Genomic DNA, 21,355 nt, shown 5'->3' on the forward strand with positions numbered 1-21,355 from the left:
CGCGGTGAGTTCCGCCGCGGAGGGGCCCGCGCGCGACGGCCCCGCGCCGCCCGACTACCGCCTGCTCGCGCCCGCCGCGATCGGGTGGCTCGCGGCCTGGTGCGCGACGCAGTGGTCGGCTGCTGCATGGCCGATCGCGATCGCGCTTGCGGTGACCTCGGCGCTGGCGCTCACGTGGGGCTGGCGGGGTGGGATGCGCTGGCGCGGGCTCGCCGCGACGCTCGCGCTCGCGGCGGTCGCCGGTGTGCTCACCGCCGGGCTCGCCGCGGTGACAGCCGCGGGGCGCATCCCCGCGGAACTCGTGGCGGCGCTCGAGCGCGACACCACGCTCACCCTCGATGTCGTGACGACGAGCCCGCCGCGTGAGGGCGTGCGCGGCTACTTCTACTCGGCGAGCGCGACCTCGCTCGACGGGGCACCGCTGCTGCTGTTCACCCCGCCCGAGCTCGCCGCGCAGCCGATCGGCACGGGGCTGCGACTCGACGCGAAGGTGGTCGCGGCTGAGGACGGCGACGACGTCGTGGCGCTCGCGTTCGGCCGCGGCGAGGTCGAGGTGACGGGCCAGCCGCATCCGGTGCTGCAGCTCTCGAACGGCGTGCGCGAGCGCTTCGTCGAGATCGCGGGCGGCCTGCCCGCGCCGGGCGCGATGCTTGTGCCCGGCCTCGCGGTGGGCGATGAGTCGCTCGTCGATGACGACCTCGACACGGCGATGAAGGTGAGCTCGTTGAGTCACTTAACCGCGGTCAGCGGATCGAATATCGCCATCATCGTTGCCGCGCTTATCGGCATTGGGCGGCTTGCGGGCTGGCCTCGGGCGGTACGCGCCGCCGCCGCGAGCGCGGGCCTCGCCGCGTTCGTGCTGCTCGTGACGCCGCAGGGTTCGGTGATTCGGGCGAGTGCGATGGCGCTCATCGTCATTGCGCTGGATGCGCTCGCGCGGCCGATCGCGGGGGTGCCGGTGCTCGCGCTCGCGGTGCTCGTGCTGCTCTCGGCCGACCCGTGGCTGAGTCACGACTACGGCTTTGCGCTGTCGACCGCGGCGACGGCGGGCCTGCTGATCGGCACCGGGCCGCTCGCCGGGTGGCTCTCGCAATGGTTGCCGCCGCCGATCGCCCTGCTCATCGCGGTGCCGCTCGTCGCGCAGCTCGCGTGCCAGCCCATCCTGCTGTTGCTCGAGCCGAGCCTGCCGCTCTACGGCGTCGTCGCGAACCTGCTCGCCGCCCCGGCGGCGCCGCTCGCGACGATCGTCGGCCTCGTCGCGTGCCTCGTCGGGCTCGTGCTGCCGCCGCTCGGGGTCGCGCTCGCGTGGGTGAGTTGGCTACCCGCGCAGTGGATCGGGCTCATCGCCGAAACGGTGACGGTGCTGCCGGCGGCGTCGGTGCCGTGGCTCGGGGGAGGGGTGGGCGCGCTCGCCTTCATGTGCACCTGCGTCGGCGTCGTCATCGTCGTGCGGCGCGGGAGGGGCGTGCGGTGGCGTCGACTGCAGCGAGCGACGTCGGTCGTGCTCGTGGTGGCGCTGCTTGTGGTGGTCGCGGGAGCGGTCGGGCGTCTCGCGGTGCGCCTGCGCGACCTGCCCGAGACGTGGCGGCTCGTCGCCTGCGACATCGGGCAGGGCGACGCGCTGCTCCTGCGCGCGGGCGACGCGATCGTGCTCGTCGACACTGGCGACGATCCGGCAGCGCTCGCGGCCTGCCTCGACGAGTTCGGAGTCACGCGGCTCGACGTGCTGCTCGTGAGCCACTTCGACCGCGACCACGTCGGCGCCGCGGGCGAGCTGTCGGTGCCCGTCGGCGAGGTGTGGCTGCCCGACACCGAGGAGGCGCGGGGCGAATCGCTCACCGTGCGGCTCGAGGCCGCGGACATCCCGGTGCGTTTCGTCGGCGCCGGCGACACGCTCGCGCTCGGGGATGTCGTGGTCACGGCACTCGGCCCGCGCCGCGGCGACGGGGGAGCGCCGTCGACGCTCGAGGGCAACGACTCAAGCCTCGTGGTGCGGGTCGACCCGGCCGAGAGCTGCCGCGCGTCGTGCCTGCGCATCCTGTTTCTTGGCGACCTCGGTGAGGATGCGCAGGCGCAGCTCGACCTCGACCTCGTGCCGGTCGACGTCGTGAAGATGTCGCATCACGGCTCGAGCGACCAACTCGCCGAACTCTACGAGCGCACCGGGGCGCGGCTCGCGCTCATCTCGGTCGGCGCCGACAACGGCTACGGGCACCCGACCGATGCCGCGCTGTCGCTGCTGCGCGCGGCGGGCATCCCGTGGCTGCGCACCGACGAGGCGGGCTCGATCGCGGTGTTCGAGGTCGACGGGGTCGTCAGCGCGTGGACGGCTCGCCGCGCCACACCCCGGTCTCCACGATGTCGCGGACCATGCGGGTGGATGTTCAGGAAGCCACAGCGCCCGGCTAGCCTGAGACGCGAGAAAGTGAGGCGCCCATGACCACGACGCTGTTCCGCCATCCGCGCATCCACACCCTGGCCGCCGAGGCGCCCATCGACGGCGCGATCGTCGCCCGCGACGGGCGCATCGTGTTCGTCGGTGAGGCGGATGCGGCGCGTGAGTTCGCGGGGCCCGACGCCGACGTCGTGGAGCTGCCGGGCGCCGCGGTGCTGCCCGCCTTCCACGACGCGCACATCCACTCCGGCGCGCGCGTGCTCGAGCGGCTCGGGCCTGACCTGCGCGACACCGAGTCGTACGCCGAGACCCTCGAGCTCCTGCGAGAGTGGGCGGAGGAACATCCGGGTGACGCCTGGGTCATGGGCGGCGCGTGGAACGCGAACCCGTGGAACGACGGCGCACCCGACCGCCGCGACCTCGACGAAATCTTCGGCGCGCGGCCGGTACTGCTGAGCACGATCGACGGCCATGCCGTGTGGGCGAACACCGCCGCGCTTGAGCTCGCCGGCGTGACCGACGCCACGGCCGACCCTGACGGCGGCCGCATCGTGCGCGACGACGCGGGCCGCGCGACGGGCCTGCTGCTCGAGGGTGCCGCTGACCTTGTCGGCGAGCACATCGCCAGCGTGACGCCCGGGCAGCTTGCCGACCTGCTCGACGAGCAGCAGGCCGAGCTGCTCGCGATGGGCCTCGTGCAGCTCACCGACATCGACGATCTCGAGGTGGGCGACGCGTACCTGCAACTGCAGCGCGAGGGGCGCCTGCGCATCCGCGTGCACAAGATGCTCCGCGACGCGGAACTCGAGGGCGCGATCGCCGACGGCTGGCGCAGCTACGACGGCGACGAACGGCTCACCCGCGGCGCGGTGAAGCTGTTTTCGGACGGCGCGCTCGGCCCGCACACCGCCCACCTCCACGAGGACTTCGAGGGTGAGCCCGGCAACTCCGGCATCGCCGTGACCGACGACGCCGAACTGCGCGCGCTGACCCGGCGCGCGGTCGACGCCGGCATCGCCGTCGCGGTGCACGCGATCGGCGACCGCGCGAACACCCGCGTGCTCGACGTATTCGAGGAGGTCGCGGATGCGGCGCGGGCCGCCGGCCTGCGCCTGCGGCTCGAGCACGCGCAGCACCTCAAGCCGCGCGACATTGACCGCATCGCCAGGCTCGGGGTGGTCGCGTCGATGCAGCCGACGCACTGCACCACCGACTATCCGCTCAGCGTGCAGCTGCTCGGCGGTCGCGCGACGCAGCACTATCCGTGGCGCAGCCTGCTCGACCGCGGCGTGACGCTCGCGTTCGGTTCGGATGCCCCGGTGGAGCCCGCGAACCCGTTCTTCGCGATTCACGCCGCGGTCACGCGACAGCGTCGCGACGGCGAGCCCGCCGGAGGCCGCGAGCCCGAGGAGCGCATCTCGGTGCGAGAGGCGCTGCTCGCGCATTCGCTCGGCAGCGCATTCGCTGCCGGACTCGAGCACGAAACCGGCACACTCGAGGTGGGCAAGTTCTGTGACTTCATCGCCGTCGACGCCGACCCATTCGACGCCGACCCGTCGACCCTCTGGCGCACGCAGGTCGAGGCAACCATCGTCGCGGGCGAGGTCGCCTTCCGCCGCTGACCGGCCGGCTACGGCAGGGGGATCGCGCCGCGCAGCGTTGCCAGATCGTCAACGGGCTCGGATGCGGTGCGCTCGACGAGCTCGCGGGCGAGCTTCACCGAGTCCCACACGTTCCAGAGCAGCACACCGCGCACGTGGCCCGCGTCATCGACGTAGTAGACCACGCCGGTTGTGAGGTCGGGGGAGCCGTCGTCGCCGGTCGCATAGTCCTCGACCACGGTATGGCGGGTGTCGAGCTCGCCGACGGCCTCGTAGCCGTAGTCGTACATGTCCGACCAGAAGAACGGGGTGGTGCGGTACGGCTTGCCCGCGCCCGCCATGTTGCGGCCGGCGAGCTTGCCCTGGGTCTCGGCGGCGTTGGCGTGCTCGACCCGGCGCTCACCGAGCCGGGCATCGGGGTAGCGGGCGGCGTCGCCGGCCGCGAAGACGTCGGCCGCGGATGCGCGCAGCTGCTCGTCGACGATGATGCCGTCGTGCACCGTGAGCCCGGCCGCTTCGGCGAGCGAGGTGCGCGGGGTCACGCCGACGCCGACCACGACGGCATCGGCCGGGAGCTCGGAGCCGTCCTCGAGCGCGACGGTGACGCCGTCATCCGTCTCGCGCACGCCCTTGAGTCGCCCGGTGATGACCTCGGCGTCGTGCTTGCCGTACTCGGCGGTGACCGCCTCGGCGAGCGCGGCGGGAAGCTGGTGCGCGAGCGCCGGCACGACACTCGCGACGAGCGTGACACGCACGTCGTTCACCGAGAGGACGGCCGCGACCTCGCTGCCCACGAAGCCGCCGCCGACCACGACGATGTGGGCGCCCGGCGCCGCGAGCTCGCGCAGGCGCCGGTAGTCGCTCACGGTGCGGTACTCGATCACGCGCGGTCCGGGCTCGATGCCGTCGACCACGCGCGGCTCGGCGCCCGTTGCGAGCAGCAGCGTGCCGTAGCCGACGCGGCGGCCATCGGCGAGCTCGATCTCGTGCGCCTCCGGGTGGATTGCCGCGACCTCGACGCCGAGGTGGATGCGCGTGCCCGCGTCGGGCGCCGACTCCGAGCCCTCGGCGCCCGAGATCATGAGCGAGGCCTCGAGCGTCGCGTCGGCGTCAACCCAGAGCGTCTTCGAGAGGTCGGGACGATAGATGGGCGCCGCGACATCGGCCCCGAACATGCCGATCGTCGTGTCGGGCGATTCCGCCCGGATGCCCGCAATGGCCGAGGCGCCCGCCATGCCGGCGCCGACAATGACGTGGTCGTAGCGCGCGGCAACCTCGTCGGTGTGGACACCTATCGCGGTCGCGTCGAGGCGCGAGGCCACGCTGTCGCCTGACGCTGCATCGGCGGACCGAGCGTCCGGCGCACCCGCTGCGCCTGCGCTATCGAAGTCTGCTGCGGTGCTTGCTTGCTCGGTCATGACGCTCCCTTGTGCGAATCCCGTCACACCGGCGCCCGACGCGTCGGCGACGGAGCCGAACGAGCGGCCCCGCTACCCCGCATCCTAGGCAGGCGGGCCCGACCGGCCCTGGACGCGCATCCGGCCCATGGGCGTCGCGTTGGGCCCCAAACCGCGACCGAAATCGGCCGAAAACGGGCCCAAACGCAACGCCTATGCGTGGGGAGTGTCAGTGCGGCTAGCGCAGCGTCCAGGGGAAGGCTTGCGCCTTCTCGCTGAGCGCGCCGCCGAGCACCCGCGCGCGGTCGCCCTCGCCGAGCGTCGACGTGATCTCCTGCCCGAGTCCGACGAGCGTCGCAAACGACTCGGGCGTCGCCCACGAAGGCCGCAGACCGAACGCGAGGTCCTCAGTCGCGGTGTTGCCCGACGCGCCGGGCGCGAACGGGCAGCCGCCGAGGCCGCCGAGCGCCCCATCCAGCGTCACCGCGCCAGCCTCGACCGCCGCCAACGAGTTCGCGACCCCGAGCCCCCACGTGTCGTGCCCGTGAAACACGACCGGCAGCCCGCGTCGCTCGACCGCGAGCGCCACTCGCCGCCGCACCTCGGCGGGGTCGGCTTGCCCGAGCGTGTCGGCGATCACGACGTGGGTCGCGCCCTCGGTGCGCGCATCGCCGAGAATCCACTCGAGCCGCTCGATCGGCACGACGCCCTCGAACGGGCACGTGAACGAGGTCGCGATGCAGAGCTGCACCTGGCCGTCCGGGCCGGCGGCGGCAATCGCCTCCGGCATCGCGGCGAGCGACGTCTCGGTGTCGCGGCCGATGTTCGCGCGGTTGTGCGAATCGGATGCGCTGAAACAGTACTGAAAGCGCGTCGCGCCCGCCGCGCGGGCGCGCTCGATGTGGCGGGGCGTGGCCACCCAGATCCAGCAGCGCGACAGCTCTTGAGGCGTGAGCTGCGCGACAACGTCGAGGGTGTCGGCGACGGCGGGCACGAGGTCGGGCCGTGCCATCGAGCCGATCTCGAGCTCCTCGACGCCGAGGGCGAGCAGCTCGCGCACGAGCGCGACTTTCCGCTCGGTCGGCAGCGGCTTGCCAGTGAGCTGCAGGCCGTCGCGCAGCGTCACGTCACGAATCGTCGGGGTCATCGAATTTCCTCCTCAAGTGCGGCACGTCGTGCCGCATCCCAGCCGAGCCACTCCTCGAGCACCTCGCTCGTGTGTGCGCCGAGGTCGGGGCCCGGATGCGACACCGGCAGCGAGCGCTCGCCGAGCACGGGCACGATGCCGGGCATCGCGACGCCCTCGCGCAGCCCGGCGCCGTCGTGAATGTCGAAGCGCTGAATCATGTCGCGCGCCGCGAACTGTGGGTCGACCGCGACGTCCTCGGCGGTCGAGATCGGGCCCGCGGGCACGCCGACCTCGTCGAGGATGCGCAGGGCCTCGGCCGCGGTGCGCTGGCCGGTCCACACGCCGATCGCGGCGTCGAGCTCGTCGCGGCGCGCCCAGCGGCCCTCGTTTGAGGCAAGCGTCGGGTCGTCGCCGAGGTCAGGGCGCTCAATGATCTGCATGTAGCGCTTGAAGATGCCGTCGCCGTTGCCAGCGATGACGATCGACTTGCCGTCGCGGCAGAGGTACGCATTCGACGGCGCGATGCCCTCCATGCGCCCGCCCGTGCGCTGGCGGCGTGTACCGTAGGCCGACCAGTCGGCGACGAGCGACTCGGTGAGCGAGAGCACTGCCTCGTTGAGGCCGACGTCGACGAGGCGACCGGCGCTCGCGGGGCGCCCCCGCTCGCGCTCGAGCAGGCGCATCACAGCGCCGAACGCGGCGTAGATGCCCGCGACCGTGTCGCCAATCGAGAAGCCGGTGCGTGCCGGCGGACGGTCGGGGTCGCCGATCATCTCGCGCATCCCGCCGTAGGCCTCGGCAACGGCCGCGAAGCCGGGCTGGGGCGACATCGGGCCGGTCTGCCCGAACGCCGAGATGCGCACAATGACGAGCCCCGGGTTCGCCTCGGCGAGCACGGTGGGCGACATGCCCCACTTCTCGAGCGTGCCCGGGCGGAAGTTCTCGACGAGCACGTCAGCCTCGCGCGCGAGCCCAAGCACCGCATCCCGCCCGTGCGGCGAGCGCAGGTCGAGCTCGATCGAGCGCTTGCCGCGGTTGATCGTGCGGTAGAGCATCGACGTGTCGCCGGCCTCGAGGCGCCATCGGCGCAGCTCGTCGCCGGTGCGGGGTCGCTCGACCTTGACGACGTCGGCGCCGAAGTCGGCGAGGATCTTGCCGGTGGTCGGCGCGGCAATGTAGTTGCCGAGCTCGAGCACCTTGAAGCCGCTCAGCGGCAGGGATGTGTCGGTCATGGCGGGGACTCCTTCGCGACGATTAGAGGAAGACGGAGAGCACGAGCACGCAGCACAGCGCGACGACCGACGACACCGAGACGCCGACGGTGACGCTCTTCAGCGCACCGCGCACCGACTGGCCGAGGAACGACTGCAGCAGCCAGAACGTGTTCGAGGTGACGTGCACCAGGAACAGCGCGCCGGCGCCGGCCGCGAGGCCGATGAGCACGGGGTTGATACCGAGTTGCACGGCGACCGGTGCGAGGATGCCCGCAGCGGTCATCGCCGAAAGCGTCACCGAACCGACGGCGACGTGGAGGATCGCGGCGATCGCCCACACGAGCAGGATGGGAGCGAAGGCGCTCGCGCCGAAGTAGCCGGTGAGCAGGTCGCCGAGCGGGGTCGCCGCGATGACGCCGGCGAGCGCGCCACCGACACCGGTGAGCGCGAAGATCTGGCCCGCATCCTTGAAGCCGTGCACGAGGGTGCGCTCGAGCTCGTCCTTCGGCAGCGCCCAGCGGCAGATGAGCGCGGTGCCGATCACGCCGAGCAGCAGGGCGATCGCGGGCGCGCCGAGGAACTGGATGGCCGGGATCTCGACCTCGAGGATGTCGAGGATTGCACCGGTCGCGATAAGCAGCAGCGAGAAGATGAGCGGGCCGAACTGGGCGAGCAGCGGCATCGTGCGCGAGCGGTCGGCGATCGCGGGGTCGAGCTCGTCGACGTCGAAACCGGTCGTGGTGTCGGCGGGGTAGTCGACGCTGCCGCGACCAGTCGCGACGGGCACGGCACGGGTGGCCCCAGCAACCGAGCGGGCGTGCTCGTGCGCGACCTCTTCGACGACGGTCTCGTCGTCGATCATCGCGAGCTCGTCCTTTTCTGGGTTCCAGAAGCCGGCCTTCATGACGATGGTCATGATGAGCGTTGTGATGAGCACGGTCGGCACCACCACGACGAAGCCCCAGAGCATCATCTGGCCGATCGGAATGCCGAGGGCGGCCGCGATCATCACGGCACCGATACCCGGCACCATCAGCGCGATGCCGGTCTCGAGGCTCACTGCGAAGACGGTGCTCATGATGCCAACGCCGGCCTTGCCGAGGCGCGGAGCGATGCGGCGGGCGAGGGGCGCGGCGATGACGATCATGACGTCGACGAAGATCGTCTGTAGGTACGTGGCGAAGGAGACGGCGATCGCGTACGGCACGCCCTTCGGCCCGAACACTCGCAGCAACGTCTCGACAAGCCGGGAGACAGCGCCGAGGCGGTTGAGCATCGAGCCGATGAGCACGCCCCATGCGATGAGGAGGCCGGCCTCAGCCATGGTTTCGCCGAAGCCGGTCGCCATGGTTTCGACGGTGCCGGATGCGCCGAGCCCGCCGCCGAGGCCGATGGCGGCCGCGCCGATCGCGAGGGCGATGACCGGGTTGACATGGAAACGCACGATGAGCAGCACGACGCCGACGATCGCGACGCCGACCACCGCAAAGATGGACCATTCGGGCATGAGGGAGACCTCTCCGTTGAGGTAGCAGATTCGGGACGTCTCACATCGTAGAGCGATTCCCGCCATGTGGAAACTTCGGGTGCGCGCTGGCTAGGCTGGTGGCATGCAGGAAGCACCGCTGTTGGTGCTCGAGAAGATCACCGCGATCCTCGACGCCTTTTCATTGCGCAACGATGCGCTCACCGCCGCCGACATTCGTCGCGCGACGGGCATCCCGAATTCGACGGCGCACCGCCTGCTCGGCAACCTCGTCGCGAACGGCTTTCTCGACCGCGACGGCGACCTCTATTCGATCGGCTCGCGCATGGCCTACTGGGCCGGCCCGGCCGTGCGCCGCCTCGACATCGTCGACCTGCTCGCGCCCGCGCTCACCGCGCTGCGCGACGAGACCGAAGAGACCGCCGTGTTCTTTCGGGCCGAGGGCCTGTCGCGCGTCTGCATCGGCGTCGTCGAAACCCGGCACGGCCTGCGCCGCGAGATGCGCCTCGGGCGCATCATGCCGCTGCACGTCGGCTCGAGTGCGCGCGTGCTGCTCGCCTGGACGCCGGGCCTGCTCGACGAGGTGCTCGCGCATCCGCTCGAGTCGCTGACGAGCGAGACGATCATCGACCCGGATGCGCTGCGCCGCGTCGTCGACGAAACGCGCGCGCAGGGCGTCGCGATCACGACGGGGGAGCGCGTCGAGGGCGCGAGCGGTATCGCGGCGCCGGTGTTCGACCGCAACGCGACGCTCGTGGGGGCGCTCGGCATCATGGGGCCGACGCTGCGCCTCGACGCGGGCCGCCTCGCCGAGCTCGTCGACCCGGTCGTGCTCGCCGCCGACCGGCTTACCCAGTCGATGGCCGGCCGCGCGCCGTAGCCGCGGCCGCGCCGGCCTCGCCCGCGCCGGCCTCGCCCGCCCCACGGTGTCCCCGACATCCCAGTTTTCGCGCGAAAAGTGGGACATTGGGGACACTAAGCGGCCCGAAAGCGGATGCGCGGGGCGCGGCAGCGTGTGGCGTCACCCAGCGTGTGGACAGGGGCGCGGTGGCCAGCGCGTGCCGACTAGCATGGGCAGTCGGCAGAAGGAGCGCGATGGCACAGCGAAAAGGCGCGGCGAAGACGAAGTCGCAGAAGGCGACGCTCGTTCCGTGGCGCGAGGTGCGCCCCGCGCCCATCGTGCTCGTCAGCGGCGCTGAGGACTTCTTCGCGCGCGAGGCGACCTTGCTGCTCCGCACCCACCTGCGCACCGAAGACCCCTCGCTCGAGGTGCACGAGTTCAACGCGAAAGAGTATGTGCCCGGCGACCTCAGCACCGTGGTCACCCCGTCGCTCTTCAACGAACCCCGCCTTGTCGTCGTCGACCAGGTGCACGAGGCCGTCGAGGGCTTTATCGAGGAGGCGCTGAGCTTCGTCGCCGCGCCCGTCGACGATACGACCCTCGTGCTGCGCCACAAGTCGGGCAATCGCGGTAAGAAGCTGTTGGATGCGGTGCGCGCGAGCGAGTTCGCGATCGAGGTCTCGTGTCAGCCGCTCAAGGCGAACGACCTCTACGGCTTCCTCCGCGACGAGTTCCGCATGCAGCAGCGACGCGTCGACAACGACGCCGCGCAGGCGCTCATCGCTGCGTTCAACACGAGCCTCGAGGAGCTCGCAGCGGCCGCGCGGCAGCTCATGAGCATTGCGCCCGACACCGACATCACCGCCGAGATCGTCAACCGCTATTACGGCGGTCGCGTCGAAACCACGGGCTTCAAGATCGCCGACTCGACGATCGCCGGGCGCCTCGCCGACGCCCTGATGCTCGTGCGTGCCGGCTTCGACACTGGGCTCAACCCGGTGCCGATCGTCTCGGCGATCGCGATGAAGCTGCGCATGATGGCGAAAGTGTCGGGCCTTGGCGGCTCGGATGCGCAGCTCGCCGGGCAGGTCGGCGCGGCTCCCTGGCAGGTTGGGCAGGCGCGGCGTGAGCTGCGCGGCTGGAGCGATCCCGAGCTCGGGCGCGCGATTCGCCTCACCGCCGAAACGGACTTCATGGTGAAAGGCGGCTCGCGCGACGCTGAGTTTGCGGTCGAGCGTCTCGTGCGCCGCATCGCGACCCGCGACCTCTAGTCGCGCTCCCGGTGGGGCACCCGCGGCCGAGGCTCGCCCCACCGTCTCCTCAGGCAACTCCGATGGCCTATGGATCGTAGGGGTGTTTCATCGCAAACGGCGGGCCAGCGTCATGCAGGCCCCGCCAGAAGACTATCGAGAAGTATCAACGAATCGGAGTAGTCATGAAAGCAGTTGTGTACGAAGGACCGCGTCAGGTCAGCACGAAGGACGTCCCGGACGCGAAGATCGAGCGGCCCACCGATGTGCTGGTCCGCATCACGACGACGAACATTTGCGGGTCGGACCTGCACATGTATGAGGGGCGAACCTCGTTCGAGGAAGGCCGCACGTTCGGTCACGAGAACATGGGGGAGGTCGTTGAGGTCGGTAATGGCGTAGAGAAGGTCAAGGTCGGCGATCGAGTTGTGCTGCCGTTCAACATCTCGTGCGGATTCTGTAAGAACTGCGAACGCGGACTGACCAACTACTGTCTCACCACTCAGCCCGAACCATCATTCGCCGGTGCGGCTTATGGGTTCGCCGACATGGGTCCCTATGGCGGTGGTCAAGCGGAATTGCTCCGTGTGCCGTTCGGCGACCACAACGCGCTGCGCCTGGGCGAGGATGCGCAGGAGCGGGAGAACGACTATGTCATGCTCTCCGATATCTTCCCCACCGGCTATCACGCCACCGAGATGGCTGGCGTGGTCCCCGGCGACAGTGTGGTGATCGCTGGTGCGGGTCCGGTCGGGCTGATGGCCGCCCTGTCCGCGATGATCAAGGGCGCCGCAAAGGTGATGGTGGTTGATCGCCACCCTGACCGTCTCGCACTGGCCGAGGAGATCGGCGCGATTGCTATCGACGACTCCAAGGTCGACCCCGTCCAAGCCGTTCTCGACGAGACGATGGGGCTCGGAGCTGACCGTGGCTGCGAATGCGTTGGCTACCAGGCCCACGATCCTCAAGGCAACGAGGACACTGCCGCCACCCTGAATATGCTCATCAACTCGGTCCGCTTCACCGGGGGGATCGGCACCGTGGGCGTGTTTGTCCCCCAGGATCCCGGGGGCAAGGATGAGCTCGCCAAACAGGGCAAGGCGGCTATTGATTTCGGCACGCATTGGTTCAAGGGCCAGACCATGGGGAGCGGTCAGTGCCCGGTCAAGCGGTACAACCGGCAACTGCGGGACTTGATCGCGGCTGGCAAGGCGAAGCCGTCGTGGATCGTTTCCCACGAGATCTCGCTGGACGAGGCGGCTGATGCGTATAAGAACTTCGACGCCAGGTCCAAGGGGTGGACGAAGGTCCTCATCAAGCCCGGCATGTCGACAGAAACGAAGGCGAGCTGATATGACCGAGACGCTACAAGGCCGGAAAGTCGCGATCCTCGCCGCCGACGGTGTCGAGCGAGTCGAGCTTGAGAAGCCTCGCGAGGCACTGGAGCGGGCGGGTGCCCAGACCGAAGTCCTGTCGATCCATGACGGTGAAATTCAGGCACGTGAGAACGATCTGGATGCGGCAGGCACGTTCACCGTTGACCAGGACGTCGTGGTCGACGGAAACTTGATCACCAGCCGCTCGCCCGAGGACCTGCCTGCGTTCTGCGATACGTTCGTGTCCTCATTCGCAAAAAACTCGACCCACGGAGAGGTGATGTCATGAGTGTGACAAAGGGATTGCTCGTCAAGCTGGAGGCTCTGCCCGGCAAGGAAGACGAGGTCGAGGAATTCCTCGGCATCGGGCGCGGGCTCGTCGACGAGGAACCGGCCACCGTCGCATGGTTCGCGGTCCGTTTCGGCCCGTCCTCGTTCGGGATCTTCGACGTGTTCCCCGATGACGCTGGCCGCGACGCACACCTGTCCGGCGCAGTTGCGGCTGCTCTCGGCGAGCAGACCGGAAAACTGTTCAGCGAGCCCACGATCGAGAAGTTGGAAGTCCTGGGTTCGAAACTTCCTGCCTGAGGCCACAACCTCGTCGAGCGTCACCGGCACCTCACCATCCTTGGCTGCCAAGTCAATGCGGTGAGGTGCCGGTGACGGCGAGTGGGTGTCCGACGCGCGTCTCGGCTTCGCCCACCAGTACCCCCACCTCGGCCACGACCAGCTTCTCTTCGTCCTCGAACCGCCTAGCGCGGGGATGGGCAGCCCCCGGAAACGACGAACGCCCCGCAACACAGCGGGGCGTTCGAGAAGCCGGGGTGAAGGCGACTAGGCCTCGACGCCGTTCACGAGCTTCGCGATGGCCGACTTGCGGTTCGCGGCCTGGTTCTTGTGAATGACGCCCTTCGAAACAGCCTTGTCGAGCTTCTTCGTAGCGTAAGCAAGGGCGGTAGCGGCCTGCTCCTGGTTGCCGGTAGCGACGGCCTCACGCACGCGACGAATCGCGGTGCGCAGCTCCGACTTGTAGGCACGGTTGCGCTCGGTCGCCTTGCGGTTGGTGCCGATGCGCTTGATCTGCGACTTGATGTTTGCCACGTAACTACTTTCGTGAAGAGAATGAATGGATTCGCCTCGAGCGGGTAGAGGGGCCGCCGTCAGCATCGCGTCGAGTGGGGTACGCGTAAGCCAGCGCCCAACTTTACCAGGAATCCACCCTCACCGCGCCCCTAACTTTCTCGAGCGCGCAGCGCCTCGGGAGGCGCCGCCGGGCACGGGCCGCGGGCCCGCCCCGCTAAACGAACCACCCGACGACGCGCATCCGCACCCAAGAGCATGGGACAATGGCCGGTACCATGCCGAATCAGCCTGAGATCCTGCAGCCGCTCGCGACGCCCGCCGAGCGCATCCGCAACTTTTGCATCATTGCGCACATCGACCACGGTAAGTCCACGCTGGCCGACCGCATGCTGCAGCTGACCGGCTCGGTCGAGGACCGCGTGATGCGCGCCCAATACCTCGACAAGATGGACCTCGAGCGCGAGCGCGGCATCACGATCAAGTCGCAGGCCGTGCGCATGCCGTGGCACACCTCCGAAACCGGCGACTTCATCCTCAACATGATCGACACCCCGGGCCACGTCGACTTCTCGTACGAGGTGTCGCGCTCGCTCGCGGCGTGCGAGGGTGCGATCTTGCTCGTCGATGCCGCACAGGGCATCGAGGCGCAGACCCTTGCGAACCTCTACCTCGCGATGGAAAACGATCTCGAGATCATCCCAGTGCTCAACAAGATCGACCTGCCGGCGGCCGACCCTGAGCGCGTCTCGCTCGAAATCTCGAATCTCATCGGCGGCGATCCGGCCGACGTCCTCCGCGTCTCGGGCAAGACCGGCGCGGGCGTGACCGAGCTGCTCGACCGCATCGTCGAGCGCATCCCGGCGCCGGCGGGTGACAAGGATGCGGCCCCGCGCGGGCTCATCTTCGACTCGGTCTACGACACCTACCGCGGCGTTATCACCTACGTGCGCATGGTCGACGGGTCGATTCGTGCCGGCGAGAAGATCAAGATGATCTCGACCGGCGCGACCCATGACCTGCTCGAACTGGGCGTCTCGGCGCCCGAGCCGAAGCAGGCGAAGGGGCTCTCGGTCGGCGAGGTCGGATACCTCATCACCGGCGTGAAAGATGTGCGCCTGTCGAAGGTCGGCGACACCGTCACCGCCACGAAGAACCCCGCGAGCGAGGGCCTGCCCGGCTACGTCGACCCGAAGCCGATGGTGTTCTCGGGCCTCTACCCGATCGAGGCCGGCGACTACACCGACCTGCGCGAGGCGCTCGACAAGCTCAAGCTCGAGGATGCGGCGCTGAGTTACGAGCCCGAGACTTCGGTTGCGCTCGGCTTCGGCTTCCGCGTTGGCTTTCTCGGCCTGCTCCACCTCGAGATCATCACCGAGCGTCTCCAGCGAGAGTTCGACATTGACCTCATCACGACGGCACCGTCGGTGACCTACGACGTCGTGACCGAGGACGGCGAGACGCACCACGTGACGAACCCCTCGGAGTTCCCCGAAGGCAAGATCAACGAGGTGCGCGAGCCGATGGTGAAGGCGTCGATCCTCGTGCCGAAGGACTACATTGGCAAGGTCATGGAGCTCTGCGAGCAGCGCCGCGGCCGCCTCGAGTCGATGGACTACCTCTCGGAGGAGCGTGTCGATCTACGCTACGTGCTGCCGCTCGGCGAGATCGTCTTCGACTTCTTCGACCAGCTCAAGTCGCGCACGCAGGGCTACGCCTCGCTCGACTACGAGCCCATTGGCGATCAGGCCGACGACCTCGTCAAGGTCGACATTCTGCTGCAGGGCGAGAAGGTCGACGCGTTCAGCGCGATCGTGCACCGCGACGCGGCCTATAGCTACGGCACGATGATGGCCGAGCGCCTGCGCAAGCTCATTCCGCGCCAGCAGTTTGAGGTGCCGATTCAGGCCGCCATCGGCGCGCGCATCATCGCCCGCGAAACGATCCGCGCGATCCGCAAGGACGTGCTTGCCAAGTGCTACGGCGGCGACATCAGCCGCAAGCGCAAGCTGCTCGAGAAGCAGAAGGAAGGCAAGAAGCGCATGAAGATGGTCGGCCGCGTCGAGGTGCCGCAGAACGCGTTCATCGCTGCGCTGTCGGGCGACGTCGAGGAGTCGAAGAAGAAGTAGCGAGGGCGCGACCCGGCGACGCAGGGTCGCGCGTCACGCGTGCTTGGTACGGTCTGCCGCATGCGACTCGGCATCGATTTCGGCACCACGCGCACCCTCGTCGCCCTCGTCGACCGCGGGAACTACCCGGTGGTCGGCGTGGAAGACGGCCTCGGCGACCCGCACGAACACATCCCCTCGGTCGTCGCGCTCGCGGGCGACCGCATGGTCTGCGGCTGGGATGCGCTGGCCCAGCCCGGCGCGCACGCCCGCTCGTTCAAGCGCCTGCTTGGCACGGCGGATGCGTCGGCCGGCACCCCGGTGCCGATCGGCGACGAGACCCGCCCGCTCGGCGAGGTGCTCGGCGTGTTCGCCGCGCACGTCGTCGAGCAGCTGCGCCAGCATCCGCTTGTGCGTGACCGTGAGGCGGCGGGTGACCGCGAGCTCGAGGCGGTGGTCGGTGTGCCGGCGAATGCGGGTAACGCGCAACGCCTGCTCACGCTCGACGCCTTCGCCCGCGCGGGCGTGCACGTGCTCGCGCTCGTCAACGAGCCGAGCGCGGCCGCGTTCGAGTACAGTCACCGGCACGCACGCACCCTGAACTCGCGGCGCACGGACGTGGTCATCTACGACCTCGGTGGCGGCACGTTCGACGCCTCGCTTGTGCGCATCGACGGCGCCGAGCACGAGGTGCGCATGACTTCGGGCGACCCACACCTCGGCGGCGACGACTTCGACGAGCGGCTCGTCGGCCTCGCGCTCGGCACGGGGGAGGACCTCTCGACCCTCCCGAATGCCGAGCGCGAGCGGTTACTCGAGGAGGCCCGCACTGCGAAGGAGCGGCTCACCCCGCAGACTCGTCGCCTGCTGCTCGAGCGGGGTGACGACGATGTCATCGTGCTGGTCTCCGACTTCAACGAGGCGGCGACGCCGCTCGTTGAGCGCACGATCGCAGTGATGGCGCCGAACATGGCCGCCTCGGGCGCCGAGTCCGGCGACCTCAGCGACTCCGACATCGCCGGCATCTACCTCGTCGGCGGAGCGAGCGCGCTGCCGCTCGTGCCCCGCCTGCTGCGCGAGCGCTTCGGCCGGCGCGTGCACCGTTCGCCGTACCCGGCCGCATCGACCGCGATCGGCCTGGCGATCGCCGCCGACGCGAAGTCCGACTACTGGCTGCGCGACCGCTCATCGCGGGGCATCGGCGTGTTTCGCGAGCGCGAGGGCGGCCGCGCAGTCGACTTCGACGTGCTCGTCGAGGCGGGCGACGCCGTGGCCGGTGCGACGACGACGCGCGAGTACCGGGCCGCGCACAACGTCGGCTGGTTCCGCTTCGTCGAATTCACCCGCGGCGCCTCGGGCGTCGGCAACCTCACGACGCTCGCCGAGGTGCTCGTGCCGTTCACCGATGAGCTCGCTGCGCAGGACCGCGCGGCAGACGGCGCGCTTGCGCGAGTGCCGGTCGAGCGCCGCGAGGGCGGCCCGCTCGTGCGCGAGGAGGTGTCGATCGATGCGAACGGCATCGTCACGATCACCCACGACATCCCGGAGCTCGGGCTGCGCAAAGCCTCGCGGTTGCGCAGCGACGCAAGCTAGCGAACCGGCTCGAAGTTCGGCAGGCCCGAAGCTAGACGCGCACCCCGACGATGTCGTGTGGTGGGCGCCCCGCCAGCTCGCCGCGCTCCTCGAAGTGCGTGAGCAGCCGCCCCTCGTAGCGGGGTGCGAAGCCGCCGCGCTCGGGCTCGCGGTCGGCCGGATCCGGTCGCTCGCCGGCGTGTGGGTTCGTGAAGAACTCCGAAGCCTCGATGACGTCGCGCATCTGCCAGGCGTAGTTCTCCCAATCGGTCGCGAGGCGCCACGTACCGCCCGGCTCGAGCACGCCGGCAATCGTCGCGGCGAAGAGCTCGTTCACGAGGCGGCGCTTGTGGTGGCGCGCCTTGCGCCAGGGGTCGGGGAAGAAGGTCCACACCTCGTGCGCGAGCGGGTTCGCCGAATTCGGATGCGCGGGGTCGCGGTGCCCGGTCGTGCGCCCGGTGCCGTCGACGCCGACGCCGTAGCCGCCCTGAACATCCTCGTCGACCTGCGCCACTTCGAGGCCGAACACGATCGGCAGCGCCTGCGCCGCATCCGCTTCGATGACCCGCACGTTCTCGACGCCCGCACGGGCGAAGTTGCCGACGCAGCGTGCTGCGCCTGGGTGCCACGCCTCGAAGGCGAGGAAGTTCCAGTCGGGGTGCTGCAGGGCCGCGTGGGTCAGCTGCTCGCCGTTGCCGGGGCCGATCTCGACGACAAGGGGCGCCTCGCGGCCGAACTCGGCGTCGAGGTTGATGCGCGCATCCGCGGCGATCGTGGCGATCGTCGGGCCGGCCGGGAAGTCGATGAGGTAGCGCGGGCCGTGCTGCTCAAGCACCTCGTCGAAGTCGCGCGACATCCGGTTGTGGCCGCGCATCGAGAATGAGCGCACGCGAAACTTCGCGCGCGAGTTCGCCGACGACTTGCCGGTGCCGGCGTTCTCAGCGGTCTCGGGCGTCGATTCGGTGGCGTCAGGCTGTTCTGGCATGACACCTATTGTCGCGGTAACACGCACGGGCGCGAACCCGGCACGGCGAGCCGCCCCACCACACCCGACCCCGCCGCATGTTTCCGGGGGCGGACTCGGCCAGAGACCACCGCACGCGGTACCCTGGATGCCGTGACTGCAGTAAATCCCTTCGGCCAGGTTCTCGTCGCCCTCATTACCCCAATGGACCACGACGGGGAAGTTGCATGGGACGACGTCGAGCGCCTCGTCGACCACCTCGTATCTCACGGTGCCGACGGCATCGTCGTCTCCGGCACGACCGGCGAGACCTCGACGCTCACCGACGCCGAGAAACTGCAGCTCATCAAGGTCACGAAGTCGGTGGCGAACGGCCGCGCAAAGGTGATTCAGGGCGGCCCCTCGAACGAGACCGCCCACGCGATCCAGCTCGCAAAGCAGTCGGCCCAGGCCGGCGCCGACGCCGTCATGGCGGTCACGCCCTACTACAACAAGCCGACGCAGGCGGGCCTGCTCACGCACTTCCGCATGGTTGCCGACGCGACCGACCTGCCGATGATCGTCTACGACATCCCCGGCCGCGCGGGTGTGCCGGTGAAGCGTGAGACCATTCAGCGCCTGGCGAAGCACCCGAATATCCTCGCGGTGAAGGATGCCAAGGGCGACCTCGCCGAGGTGTCGCAGGTGCTCAACGAGACCGACCTGCTCTATTACGCAGGCGACGACGCCATGGCGCTGCCCGAGCTCGCGATCGGTGCGACCGGCCTCATCGGGGTGACCGCGAACATCGCGCCGCAGCCGTACCGCACCATCATCGACGCCGTAAACCGCGGCGACCTGGCCACGGCGACCGCCGAGCACAAGCTCCTCGAACCACTCGCCCGCGCGACGATGACGCACATCCCCGGCACCGTCTCGACCAAGTACATCCTTCACGGCCTTGGCCGCATCTCGACGCCCCGCGTCCGCCTGCCCCTCGTCGGGCCGGAGGAGTGGGAGGCCGAGATGATCGAGAACGACATCGCCAAGGTGCAGGGCCTCCACGGCATCGACTTTTCCAACTTCCGCCCGGATCGCAACGCCGCCGCCGGTGGCGCTCTGCCGAAGATTGCGGGCACGACGCGCTAGGCGTCATCCCACTGCGACCGCGCCCGCCGGGCCATCCCGCGCATCCTGCGGTTGCCAAACCGACAGGTAACTATGTCAAACGAAATAACCGAATCAATTCCGGTGCAGCTGCCCCCGCTCGCCCGAGACACGATGCGAATCATCCCGCATGGCGGCCTCGGTGAGGTCGGTCGCAACATGACGTCGTTCGAGCTCAACGGCAAGATCTTCATCATCGACGTCGGCGTGCTCTTCCCCGAATCGACGCAGCCCGGCGTTGACCTGATCCTGCCCGACATCGAGATCATCCTCGACCGCCTCGACGACGTCGTGGGCATCTTCCTCACGCACGGCCACGAAGACCACATTGGGGGTGTGCCGTACCTGCTCAAGCGCAAGCCCGACATTCCCCTCATCGGCTCGCCACTTACCCTCGCGCTCGTCGAGGCGAAGCTCAAGGAACACCGCATCACGCCGTACACGCTGACGGTGCACGAGGGCGACGTCGAGGAGTTCGGCCCGTTCCGTGCGGAGTTCTGGGCCGTGAACCACTCGATTCCCGACTCGCTCGGCGTGCACGTCACGTCGAAGGCCGGCAGCTTCATCCACACGGCCGACCTCAAGATGGACCCGACGCCGATGGATGGGCGGCTCACCGACATGCGCGCCCTCAGCCGCTTCGGTGAGCAGGGCGTCGACCTGTTCCTCTGCGACTCGACGAACGCCGAGGTTGCGGGCCACTCGGGCTCCGAGATGTCGGTCGCCCCGGCGATCAACGAGGCCGTGCGCACGAGCACGGGCCGCGTCATCGTTTCGAGCTTCGCGAGCCACATTCACCGCGTGCAGCACGTCATTAACGCTGCTGCCGCGAACAACCGCAAGATTGCACTCGTCGGCCGCTCGATGGTGCGCAACATGGGCATCGCCCTCGACCTCGGGTACCTGCACGCGCCCAAGGGCGTCATCATCGACTACAAGAAGGCGCTCGACCTGCCGCGCGACCGCGTCGTGTTCGTCTGCACCGGCTCGCAGGGCGAGACGCTCGCCGTGCTCAACCGCATCGCGCAGGGCGACCACGCGATCGAGGTGGGGGCGGGCGACCGTGTCGTGCTTGCCTCGAGCCTCGTGCCGGGCAACGAGGTGCCCGTGTCGAACATGATCAACAACCTCATGAAGGCTGGGGCCGACGTAGTGCACAAGGGCAACGCCCGCGTGCACGTTTCGGGTCACGGCTTCGCCGACGAGCTCCTCGCCGCGTACAACGTCATCAAGCCGAAGTACGCCATGCCGGTTCACGGCGAGTTCCGCCACCTCACCGCGAACGCGAACATCGCGGTGAAGTCCGGCGTCGAGCGCGACCACACGATCGTCACCGAGAATGGCGGCGTCATCGACCTCGCGGGCGGCGTGCCGAAGAAGGTCGGGGAGGTACCGGTCGGTTTCGTCTACGTCGACGGCAAGACCGTCGGCACCGTCACGGAGGACGACCTCAAGGACCGTCTCGTGCTCTCCTCCGAGGGCTTCATCTCGATCTACACCGTGATCGACCCGGCCACCGGCAAGATCATCGCGGGTCCCGAGTTCCACGCTCGCGCCTTCGCGCCCGACGACCGCGTGTTTGAGCCGCTCGTGCCGCAGGTGCGCAAGGCGCTCGAGGATGCGCTCGACGACGGTGTGCGCGACACGTACCGCCTCTCGCAGGCGGTACGCCGCGTCGTCGGCCGCTGGGCCGGCACGAAGCAGCGTCGCCGCCCGATGATCGTGCCCGTCGTCACCTTCGCGAACACCGGCGAATAACCCTCGAAGGGCAATTCTTGGCCACTCCGTGGTAGTGC

17 protein-coding genes are annotated in these 21,355 nt (G+C 69.3%); 11 read left to right on the forward strand and 6 right to left on the reverse strand.

The window, feature by feature from the left end; all coding sequences use genetic code 11:
* Positions 1-4 precede the first annotated feature (4 nt).
* Positions 5-2,440 (forward strand): ComEC/Rec2 family competence protein, encoded by a 2,436-nt coding sequence (locus EJL01_RS09085; protein WP_164509768.1) that lies wholly within the window; start codon positions 5-7, stop codon positions 2,438-2,440.
* Positions 2,437-4,017, forward strand: coding sequence for an amidohydrolase (locus EJL01_RS09090; protein ID WP_125107210.1), 1,581 nt, complete (start codon positions 2,437-2,439; stop codon positions 4,015-4,017). The genes EJL01_RS09085 and EJL01_RS09090 overlap by 4 nt, the downstream gene beginning before the upstream one ends.
* Before the next feature lie 8 nt (positions 4,018-4,025).
* On the opposite strand, the gene EJL01_RS09095 is transcribed toward EJL01_RS09090, so the two are convergent.
* From EJL01_RS09095 to EJL01_RS09110, 4 genes are all read right to left on the reverse strand, one after another.
* Entirely contained in the window at positions 4,026-5,414 is a 1,389-nt protein-coding gene (locus EJL01_RS09095) for an NAD(P)/FAD-dependent oxidoreductase (RefSeq protein WP_125107211.1), read from the reverse strand.
* Positions 5,415-5,631: 217 nt separating this feature from the next.
* Positions 5,632-6,540: a beta/alpha barrel domain-containing protein gene (locus tag EJL01_RS09100; protein ID WP_125107212.1), complete on the reverse strand. Its 909-nt coding sequence runs from the start codon at positions 6,538-6,540 to the stop codon at positions 5,632-5,634.
* Positions 6,537-7,754 (reverse strand): CaiB/BaiF CoA transferase family protein, encoded by a 1,218-nt coding sequence (locus EJL01_RS09105; protein WP_125107213.1) that lies wholly within the window; start codon positions 7,752-7,754, stop codon positions 6,537-6,539. Before EJL01_RS09105 ends, EJL01_RS09100 begins: the two co-directional genes overlap by 4 nt.
* Positions 7,755-7,776: 22 nt before the next feature.
* Positions 7,777-9,243 (reverse strand): GntP family permease, encoded by a 1,467-nt coding sequence (locus EJL01_RS09110; RefSeq protein WP_125107214.1) that lies wholly within the window; start codon positions 9,241-9,243, stop codon positions 7,777-7,779.
* A gap of 103 nt (positions 9,244-9,346) precedes the next feature.
* Here EJL01_RS09110 and EJL01_RS09115 point away from each other — a divergent pair, with 103 nt between their 5' ends.
* The 5 genes from EJL01_RS09115 (at position 9,347) to EJL01_RS09135 (ending at position 13,277) form a co-directional block, all read left to right on the forward strand.
* Positions 9,347-10,102 carry an IclR family transcriptional regulator gene (locus tag EJL01_RS09115; protein ID WP_125107215.1) on the forward strand — a complete coding sequence of 252 codons (756 nt, stop codon included), beginning with the start codon at positions 9,347-9,349 and terminating at the stop codon, positions 10,100-10,102.
* Between the two features lie 215 nt (positions 10,103-10,317).
* Positions 10,318-11,334, forward strand: a complete 1,017-nt coding sequence (holA, locus tag EJL01_RS09120; RefSeq protein ID WP_125107216.1) for a DNA polymerase III subunit delta — start codon at positions 10,318-10,320, stop codon at positions 11,332-11,334.
* A gap of 164 nt (positions 11,335-11,498) precedes the next feature.
* On the forward strand, positions 11,499-12,665 hold the full coding sequence (locus tag EJL01_RS09125) for a glutathione-independent formaldehyde dehydrogenase (protein WP_125107217.1): 1,167 nt from the start codon (positions 11,499-11,501) through the stop codon (positions 12,663-12,665).
* Position 12,666: 1 nt separating this feature from the next.
* Positions 12,667-12,978 (forward strand): DJ-1/PfpI family protein, encoded by a 312-nt coding sequence (locus EJL01_RS09130; protein WP_125107218.1) that lies wholly within the window; start codon positions 12,667-12,669, stop codon positions 12,976-12,978.
* Positions 12,975-13,277 carry a putative quinol monooxygenase gene (locus tag EJL01_RS09135; RefSeq protein ID WP_125107219.1) on the forward strand — a complete coding sequence of 101 codons (303 nt, stop codon included), beginning with the start codon at positions 12,975-12,977 and terminating at the stop codon, positions 13,275-13,277. Before EJL01_RS09130 ends, EJL01_RS09135 begins: the two co-directional genes overlap by 4 nt.
* Before the next feature lie 246 nt (positions 13,278-13,523).
* Here the strand turns inward: EJL01_RS09135 and rpsT are convergent, their stop codons facing one another.
* Complete coding sequence (rpsT, locus tag EJL01_RS09140; RefSeq protein WP_125107220.1) at positions 13,524-13,790, reverse strand: 30S ribosomal protein S20; 267 nt, start codon at positions 13,788-13,790, stop codon at positions 13,524-13,526.
* A 257-nt stretch (positions 13,791-14,047) separates the two neighbouring features.
* Here rpsT and lepA point away from each other — a divergent pair, with 257 nt between their 5' ends.
* Both lepA and EJL01_RS09150 read left to right on the forward strand, forming a co-directional pair.
* A complete protein-coding gene (gene lepA, locus EJL01_RS09145; protein WP_125107221.1) occupies positions 14,048-15,898 on the forward strand; it encodes a translation elongation factor 4 in 1,851 nt (616 codons plus the stop codon).
* Between the two features lie 60 nt (positions 15,899-15,958).
* On the forward strand, positions 15,959-17,470 hold the full coding sequence (locus tag EJL01_RS09150; protein ID WP_125107222.1) for an Hsp70 family protein: 1,512 nt from the start codon (positions 15,959-15,961) through the stop codon (positions 17,468-17,470).
* A 31-nt stretch (positions 17,471-17,501) separates the two neighbouring features.
* On the opposite strand, the gene trmB is transcribed toward EJL01_RS09150, so the two are convergent.
* Positions 17,502-18,434, reverse strand: coding sequence for a tRNA (guanine(46)-N(7))-methyltransferase TrmB (trmB, locus tag EJL01_RS09155; protein ID WP_125107223.1), 933 nt, complete (start codon positions 18,432-18,434; stop codon positions 17,502-17,504).
* Positions 18,435-18,566: 132 nt separating this feature from the next.
* On the opposite strand from trmB, the gene dapA reads away from it, so the two are divergent.
* Together dapA and EJL01_RS09165 are read left to right on the forward strand one after the other, a co-directional pair.
* Positions 18,567-19,541 carry a 4-hydroxy-tetrahydrodipicolinate synthase gene (gene dapA / locus EJL01_RS09160; RefSeq protein WP_125107224.1) on the forward strand — a complete coding sequence of 325 codons (975 nt, stop codon included), beginning with the start codon at positions 18,567-18,569 and terminating at the stop codon, positions 19,539-19,541.
* Positions 19,542-19,613: 72 nt separating this feature from the next.
* Complete coding sequence (locus tag EJL01_RS09165; RefSeq protein WP_193127933.1) at positions 19,614-21,317, forward strand: ribonuclease J; 1,704 nt, start codon at positions 19,614-19,616, stop codon at positions 21,315-21,317.
* The last annotated feature ends 38 nt before the right edge of the window (positions 21,318-21,355 follow it).

It is taken from the genome of Gulosibacter massiliensis (assembly GCF_900626105.1).
GTDB classification, from domain to species: Bacteria; Actinomycetota; Actinomycetes; order Actinomycetales; family Microbacteriaceae; genus Gulosibacter; species Gulosibacter sediminis.